The 24,265-nt window shown below is 56.2% G+C and carries 26 protein-coding genes and 1 pseudogene; 16 read left to right on the top strand and 11 right to left on the bottom strand.

The genetic code is table 11. The features are described from left to right. Positions 1 to 320, bottom strand: a pseudogene (locus tag B3849_RS00585) (acyl-CoA dehydrogenase); the annotation flags it as partial. Positions 321 to 466: 146 nt separating this feature from the next. On the opposite strand from B3849_RS00585, the gene B3849_RS00580 reads away from it, so the two are divergent. Further along, a complete protein-coding gene (locus B3849_RS00580; RefSeq protein WP_278424389.1) occupies positions 467 to 1,234 on the top strand; it encodes a sulfite exporter TauE/SafE family protein in 768 nt (255 codons plus the stop codon). 3 nt (positions 1,235 to 1,237) lie between these two features. Here the strand turns inward: B3849_RS00580 and B3849_RS00575 are convergent, their stop codons facing one another. After that, positions 1,238 to 1,597 carry a helix-turn-helix domain-containing protein gene (locus B3849_RS00575; protein ID WP_005849925.1) on the bottom strand — a complete coding sequence of 120 codons (360 nt, stop codon included), beginning with the start codon at positions 1,595 to 1,597 and terminating at the stop codon, positions 1,238 to 1,240. Between the two features lie 220 nt (positions 1,598 to 1,817). On the opposite strand from B3849_RS00575, the gene B3849_RS00570 reads away from it, so the two are divergent. Both B3849_RS00570 and B3849_RS00565 read left to right on the top strand, forming a co-directional pair. Beyond that, on the top strand, positions 1,818 to 2,648 hold the full coding sequence (locus B3849_RS00570; protein ID WP_009825327.1) for a helix-turn-helix domain-containing protein: 831 nt from the start codon (positions 1,818 to 1,820) through the stop codon (positions 2,646 to 2,648). A 78-nt stretch (positions 2,649 to 2,726) separates the two neighbouring features. Continuing rightward, entirely contained in the window at positions 2,727 to 3,443 is a 717-nt protein-coding gene (locus tag B3849_RS00565) for a hypothetical protein (protein WP_132998197.1), read from the top strand. Between the two features lie 47 nt (positions 3,444 to 3,490). Here the strand turns inward: B3849_RS00565 and B3849_RS00560 are convergent, their stop codons facing one another. Then, complete coding sequence (locus B3849_RS00560; RefSeq protein WP_278375865.1) at positions 3,491 to 5,089, bottom strand: phosphoenolpyruvate carboxykinase; 1,599 nt, start codon at positions 5,087 to 5,089, stop codon at positions 3,491 to 3,493. A 364-nt stretch (positions 5,090 to 5,453) separates the two neighbouring features. Between B3849_RS00560 and B3849_RS00555 the strand changes: the two genes are divergently transcribed. The 7 genes from B3849_RS00555 to B3849_RS00525 are packed head-to-tail and all read left to right on the top strand — an operon-like array spanning position 5,454 to position 10,818. Further along, positions 5,454 to 6,155: a response regulator transcription factor gene (locus B3849_RS00555; protein ID WP_278424387.1), complete on the top strand. Its 702-nt coding sequence runs from the start codon at positions 5,454 to 5,456 to the stop codon at positions 6,153 to 6,155. Positions 6,156 to 6,163: 8 nt separating this feature from the next. Next, positions 6,164 to 7,876, top strand: a complete 1,713-nt coding sequence (locus B3849_RS00550) for a sensor histidine kinase (protein ID WP_278424386.1) — start codon at positions 6,164 to 6,166, stop codon at positions 7,874 to 7,876. Positions 7,877 to 7,883: 7 nt separating this feature from the next. Further along, a complete protein-coding gene (locus tag B3849_RS00545) occupies positions 7,884 to 8,312 on the top strand; it encodes an HPr kinase/phosphorylase (protein ID WP_278375867.1) in 429 nt (142 codons plus the stop codon). Further along, positions 8,305 to 9,198, top strand: a complete 894-nt coding sequence (gene rapZ / locus B3849_RS00540) for an RNase adapter RapZ (protein WP_009825323.1) — start codon at positions 8,305 to 8,307, stop codon at positions 9,196 to 9,198. Before B3849_RS00545 ends, rapZ begins: the two co-directional genes overlap by 8 nt. Then, a complete protein-coding gene (locus B3849_RS00535) occupies positions 9,195 to 9,587 on the top strand; it encodes a PTS sugar transporter subunit IIA (RefSeq protein WP_005849910.1) in 393 nt (130 codons plus the stop codon). Before rapZ ends, B3849_RS00535 begins: the two co-directional genes overlap by 4 nt. A gap of 15 nt (positions 9,588 to 9,602) precedes the next feature. Then, complete coding sequence (locus B3849_RS00530; protein WP_005849908.1) at positions 9,603 to 9,872, top strand: HPr family phosphocarrier protein; 270 nt, start codon at positions 9,603 to 9,605, stop codon at positions 9,870 to 9,872. 55 nt (positions 9,873 to 9,927) lie between these two features. Further along, on the top strand, positions 9,928 to 10,818 hold the full coding sequence (locus tag B3849_RS00525; RefSeq protein WP_278424384.1) for a lysophospholipid acyltransferase family protein: 891 nt from the start codon (positions 9,928 to 9,930) through the stop codon (positions 10,816 to 10,818). 65 nt (positions 10,819 to 10,883) lie between these two features. On the opposite strand, the gene B3849_RS00520 is transcribed toward B3849_RS00525, so the two are convergent. Next, positions 10,884 to 11,759, bottom strand: coding sequence for a 3-hydroxybutyryl-CoA dehydrogenase (locus B3849_RS00520; protein WP_005849905.1), 876 nt, complete (start codon positions 11,757 to 11,759; stop codon positions 10,884 to 10,886). 158 nt (positions 11,760 to 11,917) lie between these two features. Here B3849_RS00520 and B3849_RS00515 point away from each other — a divergent pair, with 158 nt between their 5' ends. After that, entirely contained in the window at positions 11,918 to 12,742 is an 825-nt protein-coding gene (locus B3849_RS00515; RefSeq protein ID WP_278424383.1) for a DUF6473 family protein, read from the top strand. Between the two features lie 50 nt (positions 12,743 to 12,792). Here B3849_RS00515 and B3849_RS00510 read toward each other — a convergent pair whose 3' ends face one another. The 6 genes from B3849_RS00510 to B3849_RS00485 form a co-directional block, all read right to left on the bottom strand. Beyond that, complete coding sequence (locus B3849_RS00510) at positions 12,793 to 13,719, bottom strand: electron transfer flavoprotein subunit alpha/FixB family protein (RefSeq protein ID WP_278424381.1); 927 nt, start codon at positions 13,717 to 13,719, stop codon at positions 12,793 to 12,795. After that, positions 13,719 to 14,477, bottom strand: coding sequence for an electron transfer flavoprotein subunit beta/FixA family protein (locus tag B3849_RS00505; protein ID WP_005849900.1), 759 nt, complete (start codon positions 14,475 to 14,477; stop codon positions 13,719 to 13,721). The genes B3849_RS00510 and B3849_RS00505 overlap by 1 nt, the downstream gene beginning before the upstream one ends. Positions 14,478 to 14,623: 146 nt before the next feature. After that, positions 14,624 to 15,196: a cob(I)yrinic acid a,c-diamide adenosyltransferase gene (locus tag B3849_RS00500; protein WP_278424380.1), complete on the bottom strand. Its 573-nt coding sequence runs from the start codon at positions 15,194 to 15,196 to the stop codon at positions 14,624 to 14,626. Further along, the gene (locus tag B3849_RS00495; RefSeq protein ID WP_037953908.1) at positions 15,196 to 15,402 is read right to left on the bottom strand and encodes a twin transmembrane helix small protein; all 207 of its coding nucleotides are present in this window, start codon (positions 15,400 to 15,402) and stop codon (positions 15,196 to 15,198) included. Before B3849_RS00495 ends, B3849_RS00500 begins: the two co-directional genes overlap by 1 nt. Before the next feature lie 58 nt (positions 15,403 to 15,460). Continuing rightward, the gene (locus B3849_RS00490) at positions 15,461 to 16,288 is read right to left on the bottom strand and encodes an SDR family oxidoreductase (protein ID WP_278424379.1); all 828 of its coding nucleotides are present in this window, start codon (positions 16,286 to 16,288) and stop codon (positions 15,461 to 15,463) included. Positions 16,289 to 16,318: 30 nt separating this feature from the next. Further along, on the bottom strand, positions 16,319 to 16,972 hold the full coding sequence (locus tag B3849_RS00485; RefSeq protein WP_278424378.1) for an SH3 domain-containing protein: 654 nt from the start codon (positions 16,970 to 16,972) through the stop codon (positions 16,319 to 16,321). A gap of 201 nt (positions 16,973 to 17,173) precedes the next feature. On the opposite strand from B3849_RS00485, the gene B3849_RS00480 reads away from it, so the two are divergent. Genes B3849_RS00480 through B3849_RS00470 form a run of 3 tightly spaced genes read left to right on the top strand, consistent with a single transcriptional unit; the run spans position 17,174 to position 21,908 of the window. After that, positions 17,174 to 19,501: a DNA topoisomerase IV subunit A gene (locus B3849_RS00480; RefSeq protein ID WP_278424377.1), complete on the top strand. Its 2,328-nt coding sequence runs from the start codon at positions 17,174 to 17,176 to the stop codon at positions 19,499 to 19,501. A 56-nt stretch (positions 19,502 to 19,557) separates the two neighbouring features. After that, a complete protein-coding gene (locus tag B3849_RS00475; RefSeq protein ID WP_288397110.1) occupies positions 19,558 to 20,817 on the top strand; it encodes a DUF898 family protein in 1,260 nt (419 codons plus the stop codon). Next, a complete protein-coding gene (locus tag B3849_RS00470) occupies positions 20,814 to 21,908 on the top strand; it encodes a M48 family metallopeptidase (RefSeq protein ID WP_278424373.1) in 1,095 nt (364 codons plus the stop codon). The genes B3849_RS00475 and B3849_RS00470 overlap by 4 nt, the downstream gene beginning before the upstream one ends. On the opposite strand, the gene B3849_RS00465 is transcribed toward B3849_RS00470, so the two are convergent. Further along, complete coding sequence (locus tag B3849_RS00465) at positions 21,905 to 23,254, bottom strand: cytochrome P450 (RefSeq protein ID WP_278424372.1); 1,350 nt, start codon at positions 23,252 to 23,254, stop codon at positions 21,905 to 21,907. The two genes, B3849_RS00470 and B3849_RS00465, sit on opposite strands and share 4 nt — an antisense overlap. Positions 23,255 to 23,381: 127 nt before the next feature. Between B3849_RS00465 and B3849_RS00460 the strand changes: the two genes are divergently transcribed. Together B3849_RS00460 and B3849_RS00455 are read left to right on the top strand one after the other, a co-directional pair. Next, positions 23,382 to 23,981, top strand: coding sequence for a hypothetical protein (locus tag B3849_RS00460; protein WP_278424371.1), 600 nt, complete (start codon positions 23,382 to 23,384; stop codon positions 23,979 to 23,981). Between the two features lie 132 nt (positions 23,982 to 24,113). Then, on the top strand, positions 24,114 to 24,265 hold a 152-nt coding region (locus B3849_RS00455), incomplete at its 3' end, for a GTP-binding protein (protein ID WP_286779703.1).

The raw sequence follows: 24,265 nt of genomic DNA, 5'->3' as shown, positions 1-24,265 counted from the left end.
TATTCGCCGAATGCGATTTGATGGATCAGCTGTTCTGTTTCGGAAAACGTGCCATCTGCGTCGAGCTTCTCTGCCCATAGCTGCATCTGGTGAAGCGATTGGGCGTAGGTCGCAAGCCACGCAAGACCATGCGCGGCGGTTTGGTTTTCTTCGACCAGTGCATTCGACACTTTCCCGTCTTGAGAAACGGTCGCACGAACCGCGGATTTAGCGGCTTCTAAAAGGCGGTCTACCGGGGCCAGCGTTGATCTGGTGGTTGCGAGCAGGTCATCGATCACGATGTTCGCGCCAGAAATCACGTCTTGTCCATCATGTGCCATCTGTAAACTCCCTTGTTTGGTTAAGCACGGCATACCCTTTTCGCAGGTGCAGCACAATAAAGATACGTTTTGCTGCGTCAATTTGGTTTAAAATTACGCTGAGGATTTCGCGTGCGCTCCGCCGCAATCTTGATATGACGTGCGGTATGGACATGTTTTTCAGTTTATTGACGCCGTCAGAATGGACGTTCGCCTTTGGAATTGGCCTTGTGGCGGGATTCATTAAGGGCGTCGTGGGGTTCGCGATGCCGCTGGTGCTAATCTCAGGGCTAACGATGTTCTTGTCGCCTGAGCTTGCCCTTGCCGGGCTGATCTTCCCGACCGTAATTACCAATATGTTTCAGGCACTAAGGCAGGGGGTGGCCGCGGCTTGGGACTCCATCAAAATGTTTAAGGTTTTCCTGATTGCGGGCGGCATCGCGCTTAGCTTGTCAGCGCAGACCGTGCGTTTTCTCGCCGCCGATACGATGCTGCTAGTGATTGGCGTTCCGATCACATTGTTCGCGCTGTGGCAGGTGACGGGGCGTAGCTTCACCCTGTCGCACCGATCTACAAAACTAGAAGCGTTTATAGGTGCCTTCGCTGGGGCGGTCGGTGGCGTATCGGCCGTTTGGGGGCCGCCTACCGTCGCCTACCTGACCGCATTGGGCACGCCCAAGCACGACCAAATGCGGGTTCAGGGTGTCATCTACGGACTCGGCGCGGTGCTATTGTTGTTTTCACACTTCGGATCTGGCGTGCTTCGCGCCGAAACCGTGCCCTTTTCCGCCGTCATGATCTTGCCGTCGCTAACCGGTATGTGGCTTGGCAGCAAAGTCATGGATAAGATTGACCAAGCGTCCTTTAAGAAAGCGACGCTGGTCATCCTATTGATTGCAGGCGCAAACTTGGTGCGCCGAGGCGTGTTTGGTTAAGGCTTAGCCCTGACGCGCGACCGTCAGCCCAGACACATCTTCGATAAACGTCACAATACGTGTTTTGAGCGCGTCGTCGTTTATTGCGGCCAAGGCGCTGACAATCTCGATGCTCGGGTCGGCTTTGGGCGCATCATTCGTGTTGTCATGCAGACCTTCAAAGAAATATGCGGGCGTTACGTCTAAAATCTGGGACAGTTCAAACAGGCGGCTTGCCGCGACGCGGTTTGACCCGATCTCGTATTTCTGGATTTGCTGGAACGACAGGTTTAACCGCTTGGCCACATCAGTTTGGGAAAGCCGACGCAGCGTACGGATCTGTTTAAGTTTTTTGCCGACGTGGATGTCCACTGGATGCGACATATTAATTACCTCCGGTTGTTGTTGAATTAGTCATCCCCAAATCACTCTTTCCGTTCAATTGGATAGATTTATTCAATTTGTGGTTACAAAGTGGCCAAGGGTGTATTATGAATAATGCCTTAATGTATGATTGATTTACCATTGGTGACGAATGAACACTGTCGACAGCCCAAAGCCAGTTGATTTTGACGCGGACCGAATTCCGCCGTTACTATATGAAATGGTTAGATCTTTTACCGTCCTCGCGGATACGTTGAACCTCAGTCAAGCTGTGCGCTTGTTGGGAAGTACGCGGCAGACAGTTCGGCGCCATATCGCCCAAATTGAGGAGTTCTTGGGGGCTCCGATGTTTGAGGTTGATGAGCGCCGGTACAAATTAACACAACGTGGTGAAGAAGCTTTGCCAGAAGCGCGTGAGTTTCTCGCGCGGGGCAAAGTCTGGATCAAGGGCAACACGCGGAGCACGGGTGGGCTTTTACGGCTGTCCCACGAAACACCCAACGGATGGAATTTTTATCAACAGCAACGGCCACTTACCCAGATTTGGGATGGTGAATCTGAAATGATCAAGGAGGCATTCTCGGCCTGGGTGCAGAGCGAGGGCCGGTTGGAACATGAGAATTTTCAACAAATTCGCCCCTATGTCCTAGTGTATCGCGACTCACCCAGTGGTTGGATCTGTATCGAAGTCGGACAAGAATCATTCTACACAAGTTGGTGGGGTTGGGAGAACGCGCGCAGCAGTATTGGCCGCCCTCTCGGCAATTTTCCGGGCGGTCCCGAGTTTGAGGCGATGCTGGATTTCCCCTTTCGTGAGGTTCAGGCGAATGGCGGGGTCCGCCTTGACGAGGTTGTGACGCAAATGCCGAGGAACACGGCAGGCGGCGAGCTTATCCCATTGGCCTATAAACGACTTTTGATGGCGAGCCGCTTCCCTGACGGAAGCTTTGCTTTGATATCCGCGGTAGATAGATCACGTCACGTCACCATCTCTGGGTTGGATCAAGACGCGATGGTTGGCATGCCGGAGGATGCAATCGTCGGCTTCTAGCCGGTTACCGAAAAATCGAAGAAAATTCCCGATAAATAAGCTACCCTTTGATCAGCTTGCATCAAAGGAGAGTTCAGTATGACGTTGTTGAGTTTTCAAGACGGCGAACGGTTTATCGCCAGCAGTTCCGCACTTTTGCAGGAGGCCGGGATCACATTAACGGTCGGTTATGATTTTGCTGAGTATAAGACGATATTGCAGGACGCGCGTCCGGATCACTTGCTAGGGCTGCCGTTTGACCCTGAAACGCACGACCTGAACGAAACCAATGCCTTTTGGATTGTCGGCCGAAATGCCAAAGGCGATGTTATGCATACGCAGGCAATGCGTATGCTGGATTTGAAAGGAGCCAAGCTAGCCGAATATCTTCGTCGGTCATTTGTCGAGTTTCCGCCGCCCGGCGTTGACATCGATTTTCTTCGATCACGGTATCGGGCGGGGCCGGGTGCGCAGCGCATCGCTGGCGACGTGTGCTATCATGGGGAGTTCTGGGTGGGCACAACGCCGCGAGAGTTCAGAAACGCAGGTCTATCTTCTGTGCTGGGGCGCTATGCATTCTGGCAGGCGATGCAGCATTGGGATCCTGACCATGTCATCGCGTTTATGACCAACTCGGTCGTGTATAAGGGCTTTCCAGCGCGGCATGGCTATATGCATACGGAGCCAGGCACGTTGCGGTGGTTCATCAACGGAATGGATGCGCCAGTCGAGGGGTTCATGGCCTATATGGGGCGCGATGATTTGCGCTTTATTCTGGATATGCCGCTCTCGGACCGAGCTTCGAAAGCAGCATAGTCTGCGCATGGAAAAAGAGCCGCGCATTGGCGCGGCTCTAGTAAGCTTTAGCCGATGGCGGCCGCTTTCACGTCGTCATCAATATAAGGGAGGTATTGTTCGAAGTTTTCCGCAAACATCTTGACCAGCTTGTCAGCCTGACGATCGTAGGATTCAGGGTTGTCCCATGTCCGGCGTGGATCCAGCAGGATGTCAGCAACACCCGTAACCGCCACGGGAACGTCAAAGCCGAAGTTTGGATCTTTGCGGTACTCTACCCCGGCGAGCGACCCTTCCAATGCTGCGGTCAGCAGCGCGCGCGTTGCTTTGATCGGCATGCGGCTGCCTGTGCCATAAGCGCCCCCAGTCCAGCCAGTGTTTACTAACCAGCAGGTTGCGCCATGCGCCGCGATCTTCTCGCGGAGAAGGTTCCCGTAGACTTCGGGGCGGCGCGGCATGAAGGGCGCACCAAAGCAGGTCGAGAATGTAGGCTCGGGTTCAGTCACACCACGTTCGGTACCGGCAACCTTGGAGGTGAAGCCAGACAGGAAGTGGTACATGGCCTGCGCCGGGGTCAAACGCGCGATAGGGGGAAGGACACCGAACGCATCACAGGTTAGCATGATGATATTCTTGGGGTGCCCACCCGTCGCTTTCGCCGAGGCGTTAGAAATGTAGTGAAGCGGGTAAGCGCAACGCATGTTGGCGGTGAGGCTGTCATCGTCGAAATCAAGCTCTTTGGTGTCTTCATCAAAGATCATGTTCTCGATCACGGTGCCGAATTTTTCGGTAGTGGCGTAAATCTCGGGCTCTGCCTCTCGGCTGAGGTTGATCGTCTTGGCGTAGCAGCCACCTTCGAAATTGAATGTCCCGTTATCCGACCAGCCGTGTTCATCGTCACCAATCAACGTCCGGCCCGGATCGGCGGATAGCGTGGTCTTTCCTGTGCCTGACAGACCGAAGAATACAGCGGTATCAACGGGATTGCCGGTAGCATGGTTGGCCGAGCAGTGCATCGGCATGATCCCTTTTTCCGGCAACAGGTAGTTCAACAGCGTAAATACAGATTTCTTGTTCTCACCTGCGTATTCTGTGCCGCCGATCAAGATCATCTTTTTGTCGAAGTTCATCGCAATGACGGTTTCCGAGCGGCAATCGTGTTTGGTTGGATCAGCCGAAAAGCTCGGGCAGTTGATCACGGTGAAGTCCGCGATGAAATCATCCAGCGCGTCGCGCTCGGGGCGGCGCAGCATGTGGCGAATGAACAGACCGTGCCAAGCCAACTCGGTTACCATACGCACGTTGATCGCGTGTTTCGGATCGGCCCCACCGACCAGATCCTGGACGAAGTAATCACGCCCCTGCATGTGCGCCAACATGTCCTTGTGAAGCGCATCAAAGCCTTCAGGCGACATCTCGGCGTTGTTTTCCCACCAGATTTTATCGGCAACGCTGTCGGTTTTTACGACATGTTTATCCTTGGGGGAGCGTCCGGTGAATTTGCCCGTCGTCACAAGAAACGCGCCGCCCTTGCCTAACGTGCCCTCTTCCCGTTTCAGCGCGGCTTCGACCAACGCGGGTTCGATCATGTTGTAATAGACATCACCAAGCCCGCTTATGCCTTGGTCTTCGAGGCGGAATTGCGGATTTACGCGGCCTAACGTCATGTGATGTCTCCTGTAGCTGCACCGAGAAAAGGTGCCAATTCTTGCACAAATGGCTCGACCCAAGGGGTCGTGTCCGCCTCTTAGCACGTTGATTTACAGTATGAACAGGTAGGTTAGTCGCAGTTAGCGCCACCATGTAACTGTTTGCGGAAACTGTCGTTAATTGAACGTAAAGTCCTATGGGGTAACGTTGCGTCTGCACCCTGTATGTGCGGCAATTTAGCCATTCATTAGCAAATTGTGGCGTGATTATGGCCAAGATGAGGAGCGATTCGCAGTTTCCGATTGATTCGGCCGCGTAAATTGATGATCAATGAAAGAAAAAATATTATGGCAGTTGAGCAGCATATAAAAGGAACAGGCAATGTCTAAAATTGCATTGGTGGATGACGACAGGAATATCCTGACGTCGGTTTCAATGACGTTGGAAGCCGAAGGTTTCGAAGTCGAGACATATAATGACGGGCAAGCCGCGTTGGATGCGTTCAACAAAAAACTGCCCGACATGGCGGTGTTGGACATCAAGATGCCTCGCATGGATGGCATGGATTTGCTGCAAAGGCTTCGCCAGAAAACCGCGATGCCCGTGATCTTTCTGACATCCAAAGATGACGAGATTGATGAGGTGCTCGGCCTGCGGATGGGGGCTGACGACTACGTGAAAAAACCCTTTAGTCAGCGGCTTTTGGTTGAACGTATCCGTGCGCTGTTGCGCCGTCAGGATGCGGTGGAAGCCAACGAGGTCGGCGACACCGAAGAAACCAAAGTGATCGAACGTGGTGATTTGCGCATGGATCCGTTGCGCCACGCGGTAAGCTGGAAAGGTAAGGACGTGTCCCTGACGGTGACAGAATTCCTGCTGCTGCAAGCGCTTGCACAGCGCCCCGGCTTTGTGAAGTCACGTGACCAGTTGATGGACGTGGCATATGATGATCAAGTTTACGTCGACGACCGTACAATCGATAGTCATATCAAACGGTTGCGCAAAAAGATGCGGACTGCGGATGACGAGTTTTCCGCGATCGAAACACTCTATGGCATCGGCTACAGATACAACGAAGAGTGACCTGAGCCATGGCCATTGTCGAAAGGAATTTTGTGCGAGACATGACCACACCTTATCGGGACGGTGATGTTGTATTGGGCGACGATTGGGTCGCTCCGGACAAAACCGCGACAGATGAATTGCGCAGCAAACGCGCGCGGCGGGGGCTGTTCTCTCTGCGTGCGTCGCCGCTGACGCGTAAGATCATCACATTTAACTTGATTGCGTTGAATGTTCTGGCCGCCGGTATTCTTTATCTTAACTCTTCTCGCGATAGTCTGGCCGTGCAGCGTGGTGCGTCACTGGTTTCGGAAGCTGAACTGATCGCTGACGTTTTTGAGGCGCAGTTGGCAACGGCGGATGCGCCTGACAGCCTGAGCGACGCGATGGATGTGGATGCAAGCCTTGGCCGGCTTGATTTGCGCAGCGGGATCGAGGTGTTTGTATTCGATTCTACCGAAAGCCTTGTTGCGCAGAACGCGGGTGCTGCCGCGCGAAATAACGTCGGTGCCGAAGATGACACGGCGCTGATTTCCGATGGGTTGAGCTGGCTTTGGGGGCTGCTCTCCCGACCCTTCGAAAGCGCCGCCACGGCAGATCCTGCTCCGTTGGCGGAACAGTTGCAGCCGTTGGTCTCGGGTGCATTGGTAGGCGGGACCAAGGTGCGGAACGATCTTGTCGGCACTGGCGGCACGCTTTTCTCCGTTGCTACGCCGATCGTGCAGAACGGATTGCCCGTCGGGGTTGTCGCCGTCACCTCGGCTGCGGGTGAAATTGACAAACTGGTTCGCGGCGAACGGGAGAGGGTGCTCCAGATGTTCGTGATCGCGACGCTGGTTTCGATCGGGTTGAGCCTCGTGCTGGCCTCGACCATCGCAAATCCGTTGTCCGATCTTGCTGCCGCGGCAGAGCTTGGGCGTGACAAAGATGCGCGGAAGATGAACCCGGGCCGCATTCGGATCCCTGATTTGACGGCGCGTCCTGATGAAATAGGGCGCTTGTCGGGCGCACTGCGCGGGATGGTTTCCGCGTTATACAACCGCATCGACGGAAACGAACAGTTTGCCGCCGATGTCGCGCATGAGATCAAGAACCCGCTTGCTTCGCTCCGTTCTGCGGTAGGCACGCTGCGCCTGATCAAGCGTGAGGACCAGCGCGAGAAACTGCTGGATGTCATCGACCATGACGTTCGCCGGTTGGATCGTTTGGTGAGTGATATTTCGAATGCGTCCCGTCTGGACAGCGAATTGGTCAAGGAAGAGGAAGAGCCGTTTGATCTGCTGATGATGATCAGCAACCTGGGTCAGTATCTTGGCGAAGATGCGCGCAAACGTGGCATCGATTTTATCACCGATCTGCCCGAACAGCCGATCATCGTGCACGGGTTGGAAGCACGCTTGGCACAGGTTTTTGTGAATCTGATCAGCAATGCCGTCTCGTTCTGTGAAGACGGCGATGCCATTCGAGTCTGGGCACGTAAACGTGAAAATCGCGTTCTTGTGGTCGTCGAAGACACCGGGCCCGGCATTCCAGAGCAAGCTCTGTCGAAGATCTTTAAACGTTTTTATTCGCAGCGCCCGGAAGAGCATTTTGGCAATAACTCCGGCCTCGGGCTGGCGATCTCGAAGCAGATTGTCGAAGCGCATGGCGGCGTGATCTGGGCAGAAAATATCCGGCCCACAGACGCCGATATCTCCTCTGATCCCCTTGGCGCGCGCTTTGTGGTCGGCCTGCCCACCTGAACCAGCCATGACCAAAAGCACGATCCACGCCACCACCGTCGCGATTGATGGGCGTGGCGTGATGATCAGGGGGGGCTCGGGTCAAGGCAAGTCCGCGCTGGCGCTGCAGATGATTGCGATGGGGGCCGAGCTGGTTGCCGATGACCGCACGGATTTGATCGTTCAGGATGCCCAGGTTATCGCGCACCCACCCGCCGCGATCAAAGGGTTGATCGAGGCGCGCGGTGTCGGCTTGCTGACCTTGAAACATCGCAGTGCAATACCGATCTTTCTTATCGTAGACCTCGACCAAGATGAGCCTGACCGCCTTCCCGAAATCACATACCAAAACGTGATGGGCATCCAAATCCGATGCCTGAAACGATGCGACGGGCCTCATTTTGCTGCCTCTGTTTACTTGATGGCAAAGATGATGAAATACACAGCAGATGACTGATGATGTAACACCCAACCGGCGTATGGTGCTGGTGACCGGCCCCGCGGGGGCAGGGCGATCTTCGACGCTCAATGTGTTGGAGGATGCAGGCTTTGAAGCGATCGACAATATTCCCATGCGGATGCTGCGCGCTTTGCTCGAAGCCCCGGGTCAACTGCGTCCGATGGCTCTTGGTGTCGATTTGCGGAACCGCGATTTTTCGACCGATCGCGTGATCGAACTGATGTCGGACATGCGGTCTCGTCCCGATGTAGATATTGAATTGCTATATTTGGATTGTGCGACCAACGTCCTGCTTCGGCGCTTCTCCGAAACACGCCGGCGTCACCCCATGGCGGCCACCGCTACACCTGTCGAGGGGATCGTGCGCGAGAAAGAGCTGCTTGAACCGGTGCTGGCGCTGGCGGATGTCCTGATCGACACGTCCGAGCTGAATGTGCACCAGTTGCGTGCGGAAGTGGAGCGCTGGTTCGCGCTTGATGGGGAGCATCACCTCAGCGTATCTGTACAGTCTTTCTCGTATAAGCGCGGCTTGCCCCGCAGTGCGGATATGGTGTTTGACTGCCGGTTTTTGCGCAATCCCTATTGGGAGCCCTCCCTGCGTGGTATGAACGGCACACAAAAAGAGGTCGCCGATTACGTGCATGCCGACCCGCTGTTCGAAAGCTTTGCCGCACAGGTAAACTCTCTGTGTCAATTGATCCTGCCAGCCTGCAAGACTGAAGGTAAATCGCATATCTCTCTTGCGTTTGGCTGCACAGGGGGGCAACACCGTTCCGTAACTTTGGCCGAACATCTGGCGTTCAAACTTTCGAACGACGGCTGGCAGGTGTCCATCAGACACCGCGAACTGGATCGTAGTAAACGGGAAGAGACATCGCGTTGATTGGTATTGTGATTGTTGCACACGGTGGATTGGCCAAAGAATATTTGGCTGCGATCGAACATGTTGTTGGGTCGCAAAACGGCGTGCGCGCTATTGCGATCCATGCAGACCATGATCGTACCGAAAAGCAGCGGGAAATCTGCGAGGCAGCCGATGCCGTGGATACGGGCAATGGTGTTGTGGTCGTAACGGACCTTTTCGGTGGGTCTCCGTCGAACCTCAGCTTGCTTGCATGCCGTCCCGAAAACCGTCGGATCCTTTACGGCGCAAACCTTCCCATGTTGATCAAGCTGGCAAAGTCACGTGATCTGGAAGTGCCCGAGGCGGTGCGCGCGGCCCTGGCGGCCGGCAGAAAATATATTGATAGCCAGAATGTTAGTGCGGAATAGCAAGGCCCCTATTGTATGACCCAAGTCTCATTGAAAATCGTAAACGAAAAAGGCCTGCATGCCCGCGCCTCCGCCAAGCTGGTTGAGGTTGTCGAGGCTTTTGATGCGCGCGCCGAAGTCAGCAAGGACGGGATGTCCGCCTCTGGTGACAGCATTATGGGGCTGCTGATGCTTGCGGCGTCCAAAGGGTGTACGATTGATGTACAGACCTCCGGCCCGGATCAGGACGCATTGGCCGATGCGTTAACAGCCTTGGTGGCTGACAAGTTTGGCGAAGGCCAGTAACGGCGGTGTTTGCAATGCGGCTGGTGGTCACTGTGATGCGTAAAGGGTTAACCACATGACGGAGAATGCGCCAACCGGCCCTGCGCCCCTGCTGAACGATGGCAGCGGCGAACCGGTGACCTTCACGAAGTATGACCGCCGAAGCCTGTCCTATGCATCCACGTTTGATCATCCTGTCAAATCGGGGATCATCAGCGCTATCGAACTTTTCACCGGCAAGCTCAAGGTTCTACGCCTGATCCGACAGTTCGAGAAACAGGGCGCGCCCACAGGGCAGGGGTTCTGGCGTGCGGCACTTGATACGATGGGTATCGACCTGACGACCCCGCAGGAACAGCTGGATCGAATTCCGAAAACGGGTCCAGTGGTCGTTGTTGCGAACCACCCGCACGGGATGGTCGATGGCATGATTTTCGCCGATCTGATCGGACGGGTACGCCCTGATTATCGGATCCTGACGCGCTCTTTGTTGACCTCTATCGATGAGGTCGCGGGCAGCTATATGATTCCCGTGCCGTTTCCCCATGACCCTGATGCGCAGCGCAAAGGTGTCGAAATGCGCGCCAAAGCGATGGCGCACCTGAAGGATGGCGGTGTTGTCGCGCTGTTCCCCTCTGGGGTCGTAGCGGCTTCGGATACCATGTTCGGCCCTGCCATAGAGGCGGAGTGGAATGTTTTCACCGCGAAAATGATCCGGCGCTCGGGCGCGCAAGTGGTGCCGATGCACTTTCCAGGGCAAAATAGCAGAGCCTATCAAATTGCGAATAAAATCTCGCCCATCTTGCGGCAGGGGCTTTTGCTCCACGAGATTGTGCACGCCTGCGACAAGCCGCAGGGCCCGATCGTAGGCGCGCCGCTTTCGCCAGAGCAGATGGCCGCTCATGCGGACGACCCGCGCGGTTTCATGGCGTGGCTACGGGCACATACACTTGCGCTTAAAGACTAACGCTATCTTCCAAATGGGATAAATTCCGGGGGCGCGGGGGCTGGCCCCCGCTGCTTGCTGCAGATTTATCGCGTGGGAACAGGCACATCGCCGCGGTAGTCATAGAAACCCCGCTGAGATTTACGCCCCAGCCAGCCCGCTTCAACGTATTTTGTCAGCAGCGGGCAGGGACGATATTTCGTATCGGCCAGCCCGTCATGCAACACGTTCATAATCGCCAGGCAGGTGTCTAGACCGATGAAATCTGCAAGCTCCAGCGGCCCCATCGGGTGGTTGGCCCCCAGCTTGAGTGAACTATCGATAGATTCGACAGAGCCCACACCTTCATAGAGTGTATAGACAGCCTCGTTGATCATCGGCATCAAGATACGATTTACGATAAATGCTGGGAAGTCTTCGGCAGAGGCCGCAGTTTTGCCCAGTTTATCAACGACGCCGCGGCAGGCCTCAAAAGTTTCCTTATCCGTCGCAATCCCGCGGATCAGCTCCACCAGCTGCATCACGGGCACCGGGTTCATGAAGTGGAACCCCATAAATTTTTCAGGGCGATCGGTTCGGCTGGCGAGCCTTGTAATCGAAATTGACGACGTGTTCGACGTCAGGATCGTGGTCGGTTTGAGGTGGGGGATCAGATCTTCAAAAATCGCTTGCTTGACGGTCTCGCGTTCGGTCGCCGCCTCGATCACCAGATCGCTTTGGCCCAACTCTGCAAGTGTTTGGGTTGTCACGATTCTTTTGAGCGTCGCGTCACGGTCTGCTTCGGTTACCTTACCGCGGCCAACCTGACGGTCGAGGTTGCCGGTAATTGTATCAACCGCCTTTTGCAGTGCTTCAGCGCTTACATCGTTCAACAGCACGTCGTAGCCCGCCAAAGCCATAACATGGGCGATGCCGTTGCCCATTTGGCCTGCGCCAACGATGCCGATTGTCTGGATATCCATGCGCTGTCCCCTTTTGTTTCGCCGCAGCATAAAGCGGGCGGGGTAGCAGCCGCAAGGGTCGGAATTCACGACAGCTTTTCTCAAATCCGAACATTAAGGAAATCGAAAATACTTAGGGCGATTCTGCGTCCGTAAAGCGGTGGAACAGGGTGAACGGTATGGGCGCTACGGAGGATGGCAGGCGGCGGTTGGACTACGCGTTGTGCCGCTATGGCACGTCGAAGCTACTGTTTCGCGGACCTCTTCGGGGAACTTCCTCGCCCTATGTGGTTTTTGTTGGCGGCACCCAGACGTTTGGCCGCTACGTCGAAACTCCGTTCCCTACGTTGGTAGAGCTGTCTAGCGGGGTGCCTTGCATCAATTTCGGGTTACAAAACGCGGGTCTGGATGTGTTTCTACATGATACCGAAGTCATGAAAATTGCCGCCGGGGCGCATGTGACCGTGGTGCAAGTGTTGGGGGCACATAATATGTCGAATCGTTACTACTCAGTGCACCCGCGTCGAAACGACAGATTTATCGCACCGTCGAAACTGCTTTGCTCCATCTACCCCGAGGTTGATTTTGCGGAGTTTCATTTCACACGCCACCTATTGGAAGCGCTCAAGCAAGTCTCGCCCACTCGGTTCGCGATGGTGGTGCGTGAGCTTCAGCAGGCCTGGATCGCACGGATGACCCTGCTGCTTGGCCGAATGTCAGGACCATGCGTGCTGCTTCACCTTGGTCCCGAGAAGCCCACGCGGGACATGGGGGCGCAGGCTCGCGCGGGGCCTCTGTTCGTGACCAAAGCTATGGTTTCTCAGGTGAGTCGGCTGGCGGCCGGAGTGGTATATGTGACACCGTCACACGCGGCCATGTCCAAGGGGACGGAGGGGATGGTGTTCCCTGCAATAGAAAAAGAGCGGGCGTTACAGCTCCCCGGCGTTAGGGCACATCAAGAGATTGCGAAGGCGGTCGCGCAGGCGATTGAACACCTGAAATAGAAAAAGGCCCGCAGGTGACTGCGGGCCTTGTCCATGAAAACCTTAAAGGCTTACAGTTTCTCGATCAGCTCGGGAACGGCTTCGAACAGATCTGCCACCAGACCATAGTCCGCAACCTGAAAGATCGGCGCTTCTTCGTCTTTGTTGATGGCGACGATGATCTTGCTGTCTTTCATGCCGGCCAAGTGCTGGATCGCACCGGAGATACCAACCGCCACATAAAGCTCGGGCGCGACAACCTTACCGGTCTGACCAACTTGCCAGTCGTTCGGAGCATAGCCCGAATCAACGGCAGCGCGCGAAGCGCCAACAGCGGCACCCAGCTTGTCAGCCAGCTTTTCGATCAAGGCGAAGTCTTCTTCGGAGCCAACGCCACGGCCGCCGGAAACAACCACGCCAGCCGATGTCAGCTCGGGGCGATCGCTTTCAGCAACGTGGTCTTCTACCCAGGAAGACAGGCCGGGATCGGCCGCAGCGGATACCGTCTCTACAGAGGCGGAGCCACCGTCGCCCGCGGCGTCAAACGTCGTGGTGCGGAAGGTGATAACCTTTTTCGCATCCGAGGATTTGACCGTCTGGATCGCGTTGCCCGCATAGATGGGACGCTCGAACGTGTCCGCGTCGACAACACCGGACACATCGGACAGCAACATGACGTCAAGCAACGCAGCAACACGTGGCATCACGTTTTTAGCGTCTGTGGTCGCTGGCGCGGTGATGTGATCGTAATCACCGGCGAGCGATACGATCAACGCCGCCGTGGATTCCGCGAGGCGGTGGCCAAGGGTCTCATCCTCGGCGACCAGAACTTTGGAAACACCGTTGATTTTCGCCGCCGCTTCGCCCGCCGCAGCGGCGGAACCACCAGCGCAGAGAACAGTAACATCGCCGAGCATCTTGGCCGCAGCAACGGCTTTGGATGTCGCGTCAAGTGCCAGATCGCCATCAGTTACTTCTGCAAGGAGTAGAACAGCCATTACACAGCCCCCGCTTCTTTAAGTTTCGCAACCAGTTCATCGACCGACTCGACCTTGATGCCCGCAGCACGTTCTGCTGGCTCAGCCGTCTTGATGATTTCCAAACGGTTGGAAACCTCGACGCCATAATCGGCAGGTGTCTTTTCATCCAAAGGCTTCTTCTTTGCCTTCATGATGTTGGGTAGCGACGCATAGCGTGGTTCGTTCAGGCGCAGATCCACAGTCACGACTGTAGGCATGGAAACCTTAATAGTCTGCAAACCACCGTCGACTTCACGTGTAACAACAGCGCTGTCGCCATCGATGTCGACTTTGGAGGCGAAGGTCGCTTGCGACCACCCCAGCAGAGCGGACAGCATCTGACCAGTGGCGTTCATGTCGTTGTCGATCGCCTGCTTACCGCAAAGAACAAGATCGGGCTTCTCTTCTTCGACGACGCCTTTCAGAATTTTGGCAACGGTCAAAGGCTCGATATCGTTGTGCACATCGTCGGCGGCCACGATCAGAATCGCGCGGTCGGCGCCCATTGCCAGCGCTGTGCGCAGTGTTTCCTGCGCCTGTTTTACGCCGATAGAGACGACCACAACTTCTTCGACCTGGCCGGCCTCTTTCATGCGGATCGCTTGTTCGACGGAAATCTCGTCAAACGGGTTCATCGACATCTTTACGTTTGCAAGATCAACACCCGTGCCGTCCGCTTTGACGCGTACTTTCACGTTGTAGTCGATCACGCGCTTTACAGGTACCAGTACCTTCATGAGCGTTCTCTCTCCTCAGTTGACGATCCGGGCCGGTTCGGCCCAGATCATGTGAACTCTTCGTCGGTGTAACGAAGCAATCGAATGCAAAACAGTCAAAAATAGTAATTTATTGTCTTTCGACGCGGCGTTTCTGACTGACGGCCTTAGCGATTAGCTCCGGGCACCCATAATACATCGTCCTTACCGCCGTTATTTGAAGCCCTCGCCGCGACGAAAAACCAATCACTTAGCCGGTTCAGATATTTGACGGTGGCCGGATTGATAGAATCCCTGTCTGCCAAATGCACCGCAAGCCGTTCGGCGCGGCGCGCAACTGTCCGGCACACGTGCAAATGCGCGGCAAGTGCGGTGCCGCCGGGTAGAATAAAGCTTCTCAGCGGGGACAGATCAGCGTTCATCACGTCGATCTCACGTTCAAGCCTGTCGACCTGCTCCGCCGCGAGGCGCAGAGGCGGGTATTCGGCGTCTGCATCCGCTTCCATATCGGGGCGGCACAGGTCAGCGCCCAGGTCGAACAGATCGTTCTGGATACGCGACAGCGCGGCGTCGGTTTCGCCTTTCGCCTCAAGCCGCGCGACACCAACAAAACAGTTCAATTCGTCAGATGTGCCATATGCCTCGACCCGCAGGTCGTGTTTGGCCACACGGGCCCCGTTTCCCAACGCGGTTTCGCCTTTGTCGCCGGTGCGGGTGTAGATTTTATTAAGAACAACCATCAGCCAGCGTCCTTTCGCAGGTACACATATATGACGATGAGAACGACAGCGATGAACTGTGCGATGATGCGCATGCGCATGAGTTTATTTGAATTGCGCTTATTGAATTCTCCGCCACCAGCGAAGCCCCCAAGCCCAAAAATCAATACGATAACCACCGCAATCACGGCAACGACGGTCAGGATATATAACGGATCAGCGAACATAAGCATCCTTTGTGTTGCTGAAAGATGTAGCGGGGTCATGCAGTAGCGCAACCCGAATTTATCGAGAGAGCACCCAGTCTAGGGCACGTGTTGGTAAAATACGCTTTAAAATGCCCGAGATACGCGTCGGCGTCGTGACATAATACCGCGGCCGTGGGCGGTCGGCCTCCAGCGCATGGATAAGCTTGTCAACGACTGCTTGTGGCGGAAGCTCGAACCTGTCGGTCCCTCTCGCAGTGTATAGCCTGTCTAACAACGCGCTTTCGTATTGCGCCTTTCGGGCAGAGCTTTTCCAATCGATCCAGCGCTCGAAGTGCGGGATAGAGTTCGCGCGGATGTTGGATGTAATGGGCCCGGGCTCGATCATGGTCACGTGGATGGGGGTGTCGCGAAGCTCAATACGAAGCGTGTCCGTTAAGCCTTCCAGCGCGAATTTCGTAGAATTGTAAGCGCCACGCCACGGCATTGTGACAAGACCCAGGACGGACGAGCATTGGATAATGCGTCCGTGACCCTGTGCCCGCATCACAGGGATGATCTTGCGCGTAAGCTCGTGCCAGCCGAAGAAATTGCTTTCGAATATCTCGCGCAGCGCATCTGTGGGGAGGTCTTCGACGGCACCGGGTGTCGCATGGGCACCGTTATTATAAAGGGCATCGAGCGTGCCACCGGTTTGCTCAAGTACATGATCCACCGCAGTGGCGATGCTACTGGCATCCGTATAGTCGAGCTGGGGCGCATCAAATCCTTCAGCGGCTAACCTCTCGCAATCGCGTGTTTGGCGGCACGAAGCGAAAACCCTCCAGCCGCGTTCGCGCAGCGTATGCGCAGCCGCGTAGCCGATCCCGGAGGAGCAGCCGGTAATTAAAATTGTACGTTGTTGCATTAACTGTTGTCTCGGGAGTTGTTGAGTAGTTTACCCGTTCGACAACAGGAAATCGGCCATCCAGCCCTCTGGTCCGCCGTCCACGGGGCGCATCTTTACCCATCCATCGCCGTTATCCTGAATAATCTCGACCGAATCGCCGCGACCTAGCTTGGTCACGACCTGAAACTCGGTGCCCGGACCACCACGGACATTCACACGGTTGCCGGATACAGAGCGAATATCCGCCTCGCTGCTCAGGTTCGTTTCAGCACGGGCCTCTACGATCGCGGCACCGCTGTCGTTCGGAACAATCAGACTGGGAATAATTGCGGGCGTGTCCGCCCCGTTCGCCGCGATATTCTGGGCAACAGGCACATACGATACGTCAGTCGCAGCACCGGTGTCCGCAGTATTCAATGCGGTTGTGAGGGTGACAGAAACGCGTTCGGCATCATCAGCTTGCGCGGTGCTTTCAAAACCCGGCGGGGTCGTATCAACCGGAGCCGTCGCGACCGCCGGGATGACCTTTGCCGTCTCGACTGGTTCGTTTGAGGTTTCGGCGGTGATTCCACTCTCTTGTGTCGGCATCTGGTCTGCATTCGCAGCCATCCGAACGCTCGCGGGTTGAAAATCGGCCCCGCCGCTCATCTCGTAGAATGCCCAACCAAGAAACCCGAAGGTCAACAAAATAAACCGCTTCATCACACATTCCTCGAAATAGCAGACAGCCTAGACCCGCAGCAGGTCTCCCCAAGGCTGTATTATCAAGTATAACATAAAATGCTGCCTAATCGTTCCAATATGTTTGCAAAGTTGCATGACAGAGACACCGCACACCGTGCTGGGGCGCTGCGCCCCAAACAGTCGCTTGCCGCGTCTCGCGGCCTTGGCTAAACAATGAAGATGTCAGATGTAACCACCCCCGCCGATCCAGATTCTCGCAATTCGTCAGAGCCTTTGCGCCGTGCATTGGGCGACCGGTATCTGACCTATGCGCTGTCTACTATTATGCACCGCGCGCTGCCGGATGCGCGCGACGGATTAAAGCCCGTTCACCGTCGAATTCTATTCGCGATGCGTGAACTGAGGCTTAACAGCACCGGGGGATTCCGGAAGTCTGCGAAAATTTCCGGCGACGTAATGGGGAACTATCACCCGCACGGCGACGCTGCGATTTACGACGCGATGGCGCGTCTCGCGCAAGATTTTAACGTGCGTTATCCGTTGGTTGACGGGCAGGGGAACTTTGGCAACATCGACGGGGATAACCCCGCTGCAAGCCGATATACCGAAGCGCGCATGACCGCCGTGGCCGAGGCCATGCTGGAAGGTCTGAATGAAAATGCTGTCGATTTTAGAGAGAATTACGACGGCACACTGACCGAGCCTGCGGTTCTGCCCGCGCAGTTCCCGAACCTTCTGGCAAACGGGTCGTCGGGTATCGCTGTTGGCATGGCCACCAACATCCCGCCGCATAATATCTCGGAACTGGTGGACGCCTGTATCCACCTGATCAGAACGCCCGATGCCCGCGATGATACCTTGCTTAAATACGTTCCCGGTCCCGATTTTCCGACCGGCGGTATTATCGTTGAACCGCCTGAAAACATTGCGAATGCCTATCGTACGGGTAAGGGCGGTTTTCGTCTGCGCTGTCGGTGGGAAACAGAGGATCTGGGGCGCGGTGCTTGGCAAATTGTCATCACTGAAATTCCCTATCAGGTGCAGAAATCCAAGCTGATCGAAAAGATCGCAGAGCTTATTCAGACCAAGAAGGTTCCGATTCTGGGCGATGTACGCGACGAATCGGCCGACGATATTCGCCTGATCATCGAGCCGCGTTCCAAGAACGTTGATCCCGAGGTCCTGATGGGGATGCTGTATCGCAGCTCTGATCTTGAGGTGCGATTCTCGTTGAACATGAACGTCTTGATCGACGGTGTGACGCCTAAAGTATGTTCGATGAAGGAAGTGCTGCGCGCGTTTCTTGATCACCGGCGCGAGGTGCTTCAGCGGCGCTCGACCCACCGGATGGAGAAAATCGACCACCGACTAGAGGTCTTGGAAGGTTTTATCGTCGCGTTTCTTAACCTCGATCGCGTGATTGATATCATTCGCTATGACGAGGACCCGAAATCGGCGTTGATGGCCGAGGATTGGGGGAAGGATCACGTGCGCGCGATGGACGAGGCGAGCTATGTACCGCCAGCGCCCTCCACAGAAAACGCGCTATCCGAAGTTCAAGCCGACGCGATTTTGAACATGCGCCTGCGGTCGTTGCGCCGCTTGGAAGAAATCGAATTGCTGCGCGAGCAATCCGCCTTGATGGAGGAGCGCTCGGGCCTCGAAGATCTGCTGGAAAATGAAGGTACCCAATGGGATACGATCATCGACCAGCTGCGCGAGACGAAAAAGCAGTTCGGCAAGGACTGGTCGCTGGACGGTAAGAACATCGGTCGTCGTAGAACGAGCTTCTCCGAAGCTGGCGTGATCGAGGAAGTCCCGCTGGAGGCGATGATCGACCGCGAACCGATTACGGTTGTCTGTTCGCAGATGGGCTGGATCCGTGCGATGACGGGACATATCGATCTGAACCGCGAGTTGAAGTTCAAGGATGGGGACGGACCCCGCTTTATTTTCCATGCAGAGACAACAGACAGGCTGCTGGTCTTCGGGTCGAACGGGCGCTTTTACACGGTGTCTGCATCGACCTTGCCCGGCGGGCGCGGCATGGGAGAACCCTTGCGGTTGATGGTGGATCTGCCCAACGAAGTTCAAATTGTCGATATTTTGATCCACAAGGCGGGGCGCAAGCTATTGGTGGCTTCCTCGGCCGGGGATGGATTTATCGTGCCGGAGGATGATGTTCTGGCGCAGACACGCAGCGGTAAACAGGTGCTGAACGTGCGCGGCGACGCGAAAGCAATGATTTGCGCGCCGGTGACCGGCGATGCGGATGCCGTTGCCGTCGTGGGCGAAAATCGCAAAGTCTTGGTGTTCGGCTTGGACGAGCTTCCCGAAATGGGGCGCGGCAAAGGTGTGCGGCTGCAAAAATACAAAGACGGGGGCATGTCTGATGCGATCACGTTTAGCCGCGAGAACGGGCTAAGCTGGCAGGATCCGGCAGGCCGGACACGCACCGAAGCTGACCTGACCGAATGGACTGGCAAACGCGCGACAGCGGGGCGCATGGCACCGCGTGGGTTCCCGCGTGATAACCGTTTCGGTTGATCGCAAGCGACGTGAGTGACGCCGAGCTGTCATACCCCAGTAGTTCGGCACCCGCGATGTCGGTTCAATTCGTCGGGAGGCGCGGCGCGCTCTTTTGGTTGGCGTTCAAAACCGGTTTTCTCACGATTATGACGCTGGGGTTCTACCGGTTCTGGATGAAGACCCGTTTGCGGCGATGGTATTGGTCCGCAATCCGGCCGGGCGGGCATCCGATGGAATACGTCGGCGATCCGATTGAGAAGCTATTGGGCTTCTTCATCGCCGTTGTGATCCTCACCTTCTACATCGGAATCATTAATCTGATTCTGATGTTCGTCAGCTTCTCGGTGTTTTCGAGCGCGACCTTAGGGTACGTCGCAGCGGGATTCGGGGTTGTTCCTTTGTGGTTCTATGCCCGATATCGTGCGCGACGGTACGTCTTGGGACGGACGCGATGGCGCGGGGTGCGGTTTGGCCTTGATAAAGGTGCATGGGGGTATGTCTGGCGCGCTATGCTGCATTGGTTGGTCACCATTTTCTCGCTAGGGCTGCTTTGGCCACGTATGACCTTCTACCTTGAGAAATACACGACGGACCGCACCTTTTTCGGATCGGCACAGCTGCATCAAGGGGGGCGTTGGGGCATGCTCTATCGTGCCGCGATTCCGTTTGCTTTGTTCACCTTGCTGCTTCTTGTTAGCGTGGCCTACGCGTACATATCTGCCGCGTCCCAGACTTTCGACACGTCGGGCTTCGCCTCGCAGATGCTCGAAACGCTGGCTGACGGGCAGGGCGCAGCATTTTCTATGCGAGGCGCTTGGTGGTTGCTCCTTTTCCCCGTGAGCCTGCTAGGCATGGTCTACGGTGCAGTGCACTATCGCTTTGTTTCGAAAAGAATAATGGCAAACCACAAGACAGCGAATGGTATCGCCATAACGTCGAGGCTAAGCGCACCGCGTATCGCGTTCATCTACGTTTTCGGCAGCTTTATCGCATATTCGGTCCTCGTTCTGGGGGTGTTTTTGCTAGTGTTAGGGGCATTTGTCGTGATTGGACCAAGCGCCTTTATGGGGTTTGATTTGGGGGTCGACATCGAAACGCTTCCGATCCCGCGGGCTTTGGCGATCGTGGTGTTGGCGGTTTTTTACCTTTCGGTCTTTTTGATGTGGAACGTTTGCTACAACACATTCGTCACCTTTCCGTTAATGCGTCACATGGCCAAAACCTGTGCGATTCCGCGGTATGACGGTTTGCAAAGCATCAGCCAGTGGGGGCGGGATGACTTCGCCGAAGCCGAAGGGTTTGCAGAGGCGTTGGACCTGGGAGCCGCGATATGAGCGTCGGGTTTAACGGCATGGGGGCGGCCTATTTTGACGGTGATCGTCCGGTCGCCGAAGACGTCAGCCTGCATATTGCGAACGATAATCTGCAGATTGGACTGGATAGCGAAGATATTATCTTCTGGCGGCTTGGCGATATTCGGTTGGTGCCCGATCAGGCGCGTGGGAAAGACTATACCCTGCGCTCGGTTACAGATCCGCTGGCGCGGCTTGTCGTTGCAGATAAGACGCTGCTACGACATCTTCCTGCCGCTCGCCGCCCTGCGCGGGCCCGAGGGCGACGTAGGTTGTTCGCCTGGGCGATGGCAGCTGTCGCGGCTGTTGTGCTTCAGATTACAGTGCTGGTGCCTTTTTTGGCGGACCGTTTGGCGAATTTCATCCCACCAGCGGGAGAGGCCGCGTTGGGTGAGGCGACATTGGGCCAAATTCGCAGGGCCTTGGACGAAACCGGCATGCAGCCCCTCGCCATTTGCGACGCCTCGGCGGGCGAAGCGGCGCTCACCAGCATGATCACCGCGCTTAACGCGGGCGAGGGGGCGGTGCAGGATTTGAATGTCCTGGTGCTGGACCACCCGATGGTGAACGCTTTTGCGCTGCCCGGCGGGATTGTCGTGCTGTTCGACGGGCTGATCCAGCAAGCCCAGTCCCCGGATGAGGTCGCCGCTGTGCTGGCGCATGAAATTGGTCATGTTGTCAGTCGTGACCCGACACGCCATGCGTTGCGGTCCGCCGGATCGATTGGCGTTTTGGGGCTTTTGTTCGGTGACTTCGCAGGCGGTGCCGTGGTGTTGTTTCTGGCAGAGCGTTTGATCAGCGCGACCTATACCCAGCAGGCTGAAACAGAGGCAGACGCGTTCGGGCATAAACTTCTGGCGACTGCGGGCGTGTCTCCGAAAGCGATGGGGGCCATGTTCGAGCGCATGCGCCAGACCCAAGGCGAAGCGAACCCGTTGATGGCCCATTTCCTGAGCCATCCATCATTCGATGACCGCATCACTGCCGCGCAAAATGCGGCGCGCGCGCAGTCTGAATACTCAGCTATTGTCGACGCGAACGCCTGGGGCGACCTGCGGCGGATTTGCGACTAGGCAGGCGTTGCGGTTAACCATACTCCGCCTTCGGGGCGTAGGGTCAGGATCATAACCGGTTCAGGGCTTTTCCCGGCGACCGGTGTGAAACGAAACCGCGAAAGCAAGGTCGCGAGGATGATCACCGCCTCTTGCTGCGCAAAGGACGCGCCGATGCAGATACGCGGGCCATCGCCAAAGGGCAGGTAGGCGTATCGATCGATCGCTTTGCGATCTTTGAAACGGTCGGGGTCGAAAACATCGGGCTGGTCCCAAAGCTGCTGATGGCGGCCAAGCGCGTAAATCGGCACCATGACAGTATCGCCGGGCCGAACTTCCCTGCCGCACAAGGTGTCATTTCTCTGCGCGGTGCGTGAAATCACCCCCGCTGGCGGGTACAGGCGCAGGGTTTCGTCGATAATTTGGCGGATGTATGGTAGGTTTTCGACGTCTGCACCCGTCGCCGCGCGGCCCTGCAACACGGTTTGCGCCTCGGCGCGGGCCTTTTGCTGCACGGCCTGATCAAAGCCCATCAGATAGAGCGCCCAAGACAGGGTAAGGGCCGTCGTCTCATGCCCTGCGACGATGAAGGTTAACAGATTGTCCCGTAGCTCGGCCGTATTCATCTGACGCTTGGTCTTGGGGTCGGTGCCATCAAGGAGAAGATCCAGGAGGTCCGGCGTATCGCTGGGCCCCCGTTCGGCCCGCGCATCTATCGCGCCGTCGGCAATGCGTTTCATATCTTTCAAGGCGCGGCCCGACATCGCCCGTCCTGGGCGCGGAAGCCAGTCTGGCAAGCCAAGAATATCGAAAAGGCTCAGTTTCCCGGCCTCTGCAATATAGTCGTCAATGGCGCGGTGCACGGCGCCGCGGTCAAACCCGTCGCCGCCCGAGAAAGTGACATCCGAGATGACGTCGAATGTCGCCGTGACCATCTCGTCCAGCATATTGATGGCCCGCGGGCCAGCGGCGACGATCCGGTCAGCCGACCTTTGCGCTGCTGCGGTCATGATGGGCGACAGGTTCAGCATATTGCGGTGTGAAAAGGCCGGCGCCACCGCGCGGCGTTGCCAGCGCCAATGCGCACCCTCCGCAATGAAAAGGGAGTCTCCGATCGCGGGGCGCAAAAGGTTTTTTGTCACCAAGGATTTAGGGTAGTCGTCAACCCGATCCAACAGCATCTCGCGGATGGCAGTCGGGTCCATAACCATGTGCCAACGCTTGCCCATTTTGCCAGAGACCATCGGCTGTTTGACAGCTATTTCAGGAATAATGCTGAGCACATTACGTCGCGCCATAGCGAGGCTGCGAAACAGGCCTAGGGGTTGGTTAACCAAGGCCACGCGGGCGGGCAGGGGGCGATCCATGGCAATTATCCTTCATCAGACGGACATAAGATAGCACGCCTCCCGGTGCGTGCCACTTTAGCAAACGTTGCACCCTATTCAGCCTTAGGGTATCGCAAAGGGCATAAATGCGCCGAGGAGGCATGAAATGGTTCGAATTTTATCAGCTTTGATCAGTATCGTGGTCCTTTCTGCGTGTAACGGGGCATCCGACCTCGACAAGCCGGCGGTGCCTTTGGGTGACTTTAATCTATACCACAACATCGTTGTCGCGCCGAAGGTACAGAAACTGCCGATCAGCCGCGAAGTCAGTGAAGAGGTGCTGACGACGGCTGTCAAAGACGCCATTGCCGAACGTTTTGACCGCTATGAAGGCGCGCGCAATTACCACTTTGGCGTCAGTGTCGAAGGCTATGTTCTTGCCCCTCCGGGTATTCCGCTTGTGCTTGCGCCCAAGTCGATCATGATCCTGAACCTTACCGTTTGGGACGACGCCGCCGGTCAAAAGCTTACGGACGAACCGCACCAGATCACCGTTTTCGAATCCCTTGATCAGGGGCCTATCGTGGGGTCTGGCTACACCAAGACTGCTGAAGAACAGCTTAAGAACCTCAGCCAGAATGCTGCAAAGTCGATCGAGAACTATTTGGTCAAGCAAAATAAGGCCGAAGGCTGGTTCGAACGCCCGGCGGACGCGGTCATCGAGCGCGCTGAAATCCCCTCTGCGCCGGCGGTAACAGCGAACTAGTGCGCATTTACATGAATTCTGCGGCGGTGTGAGGCGAACAGGTGCTTGATTTTATGCGCCAGACCCAATACATCGCCCGCCAGATAGGTTTGGGTCTGGGTTCAGGCCCTCATTAATATAAAGGGCTGCTCCATGGCTAAGGCAAAGTTTGAACGTAATAAACCACACGTTAACATCGGTACCATTGGTCACGTTGACCACGGCAAAACCACGTTGACCGCGGCGATCACCAAGTACTTCGGCGACTTCCGCGCCTATGACCAGATCGACGGCGCGCCCGAAGA

It is taken from the genome of Sulfitobacter sp. UBA4523, from assembly GCF_002388305.1.
GTDB classification, from domain to species: Bacteria; Pseudomonadota; Alphaproteobacteria; order Rhodobacterales; family Rhodobacteraceae; genus Sulfitobacter; species Sulfitobacter pontiacus.
This window is presented reverse-complemented; position numbering and strand designations above follow the sequence as displayed.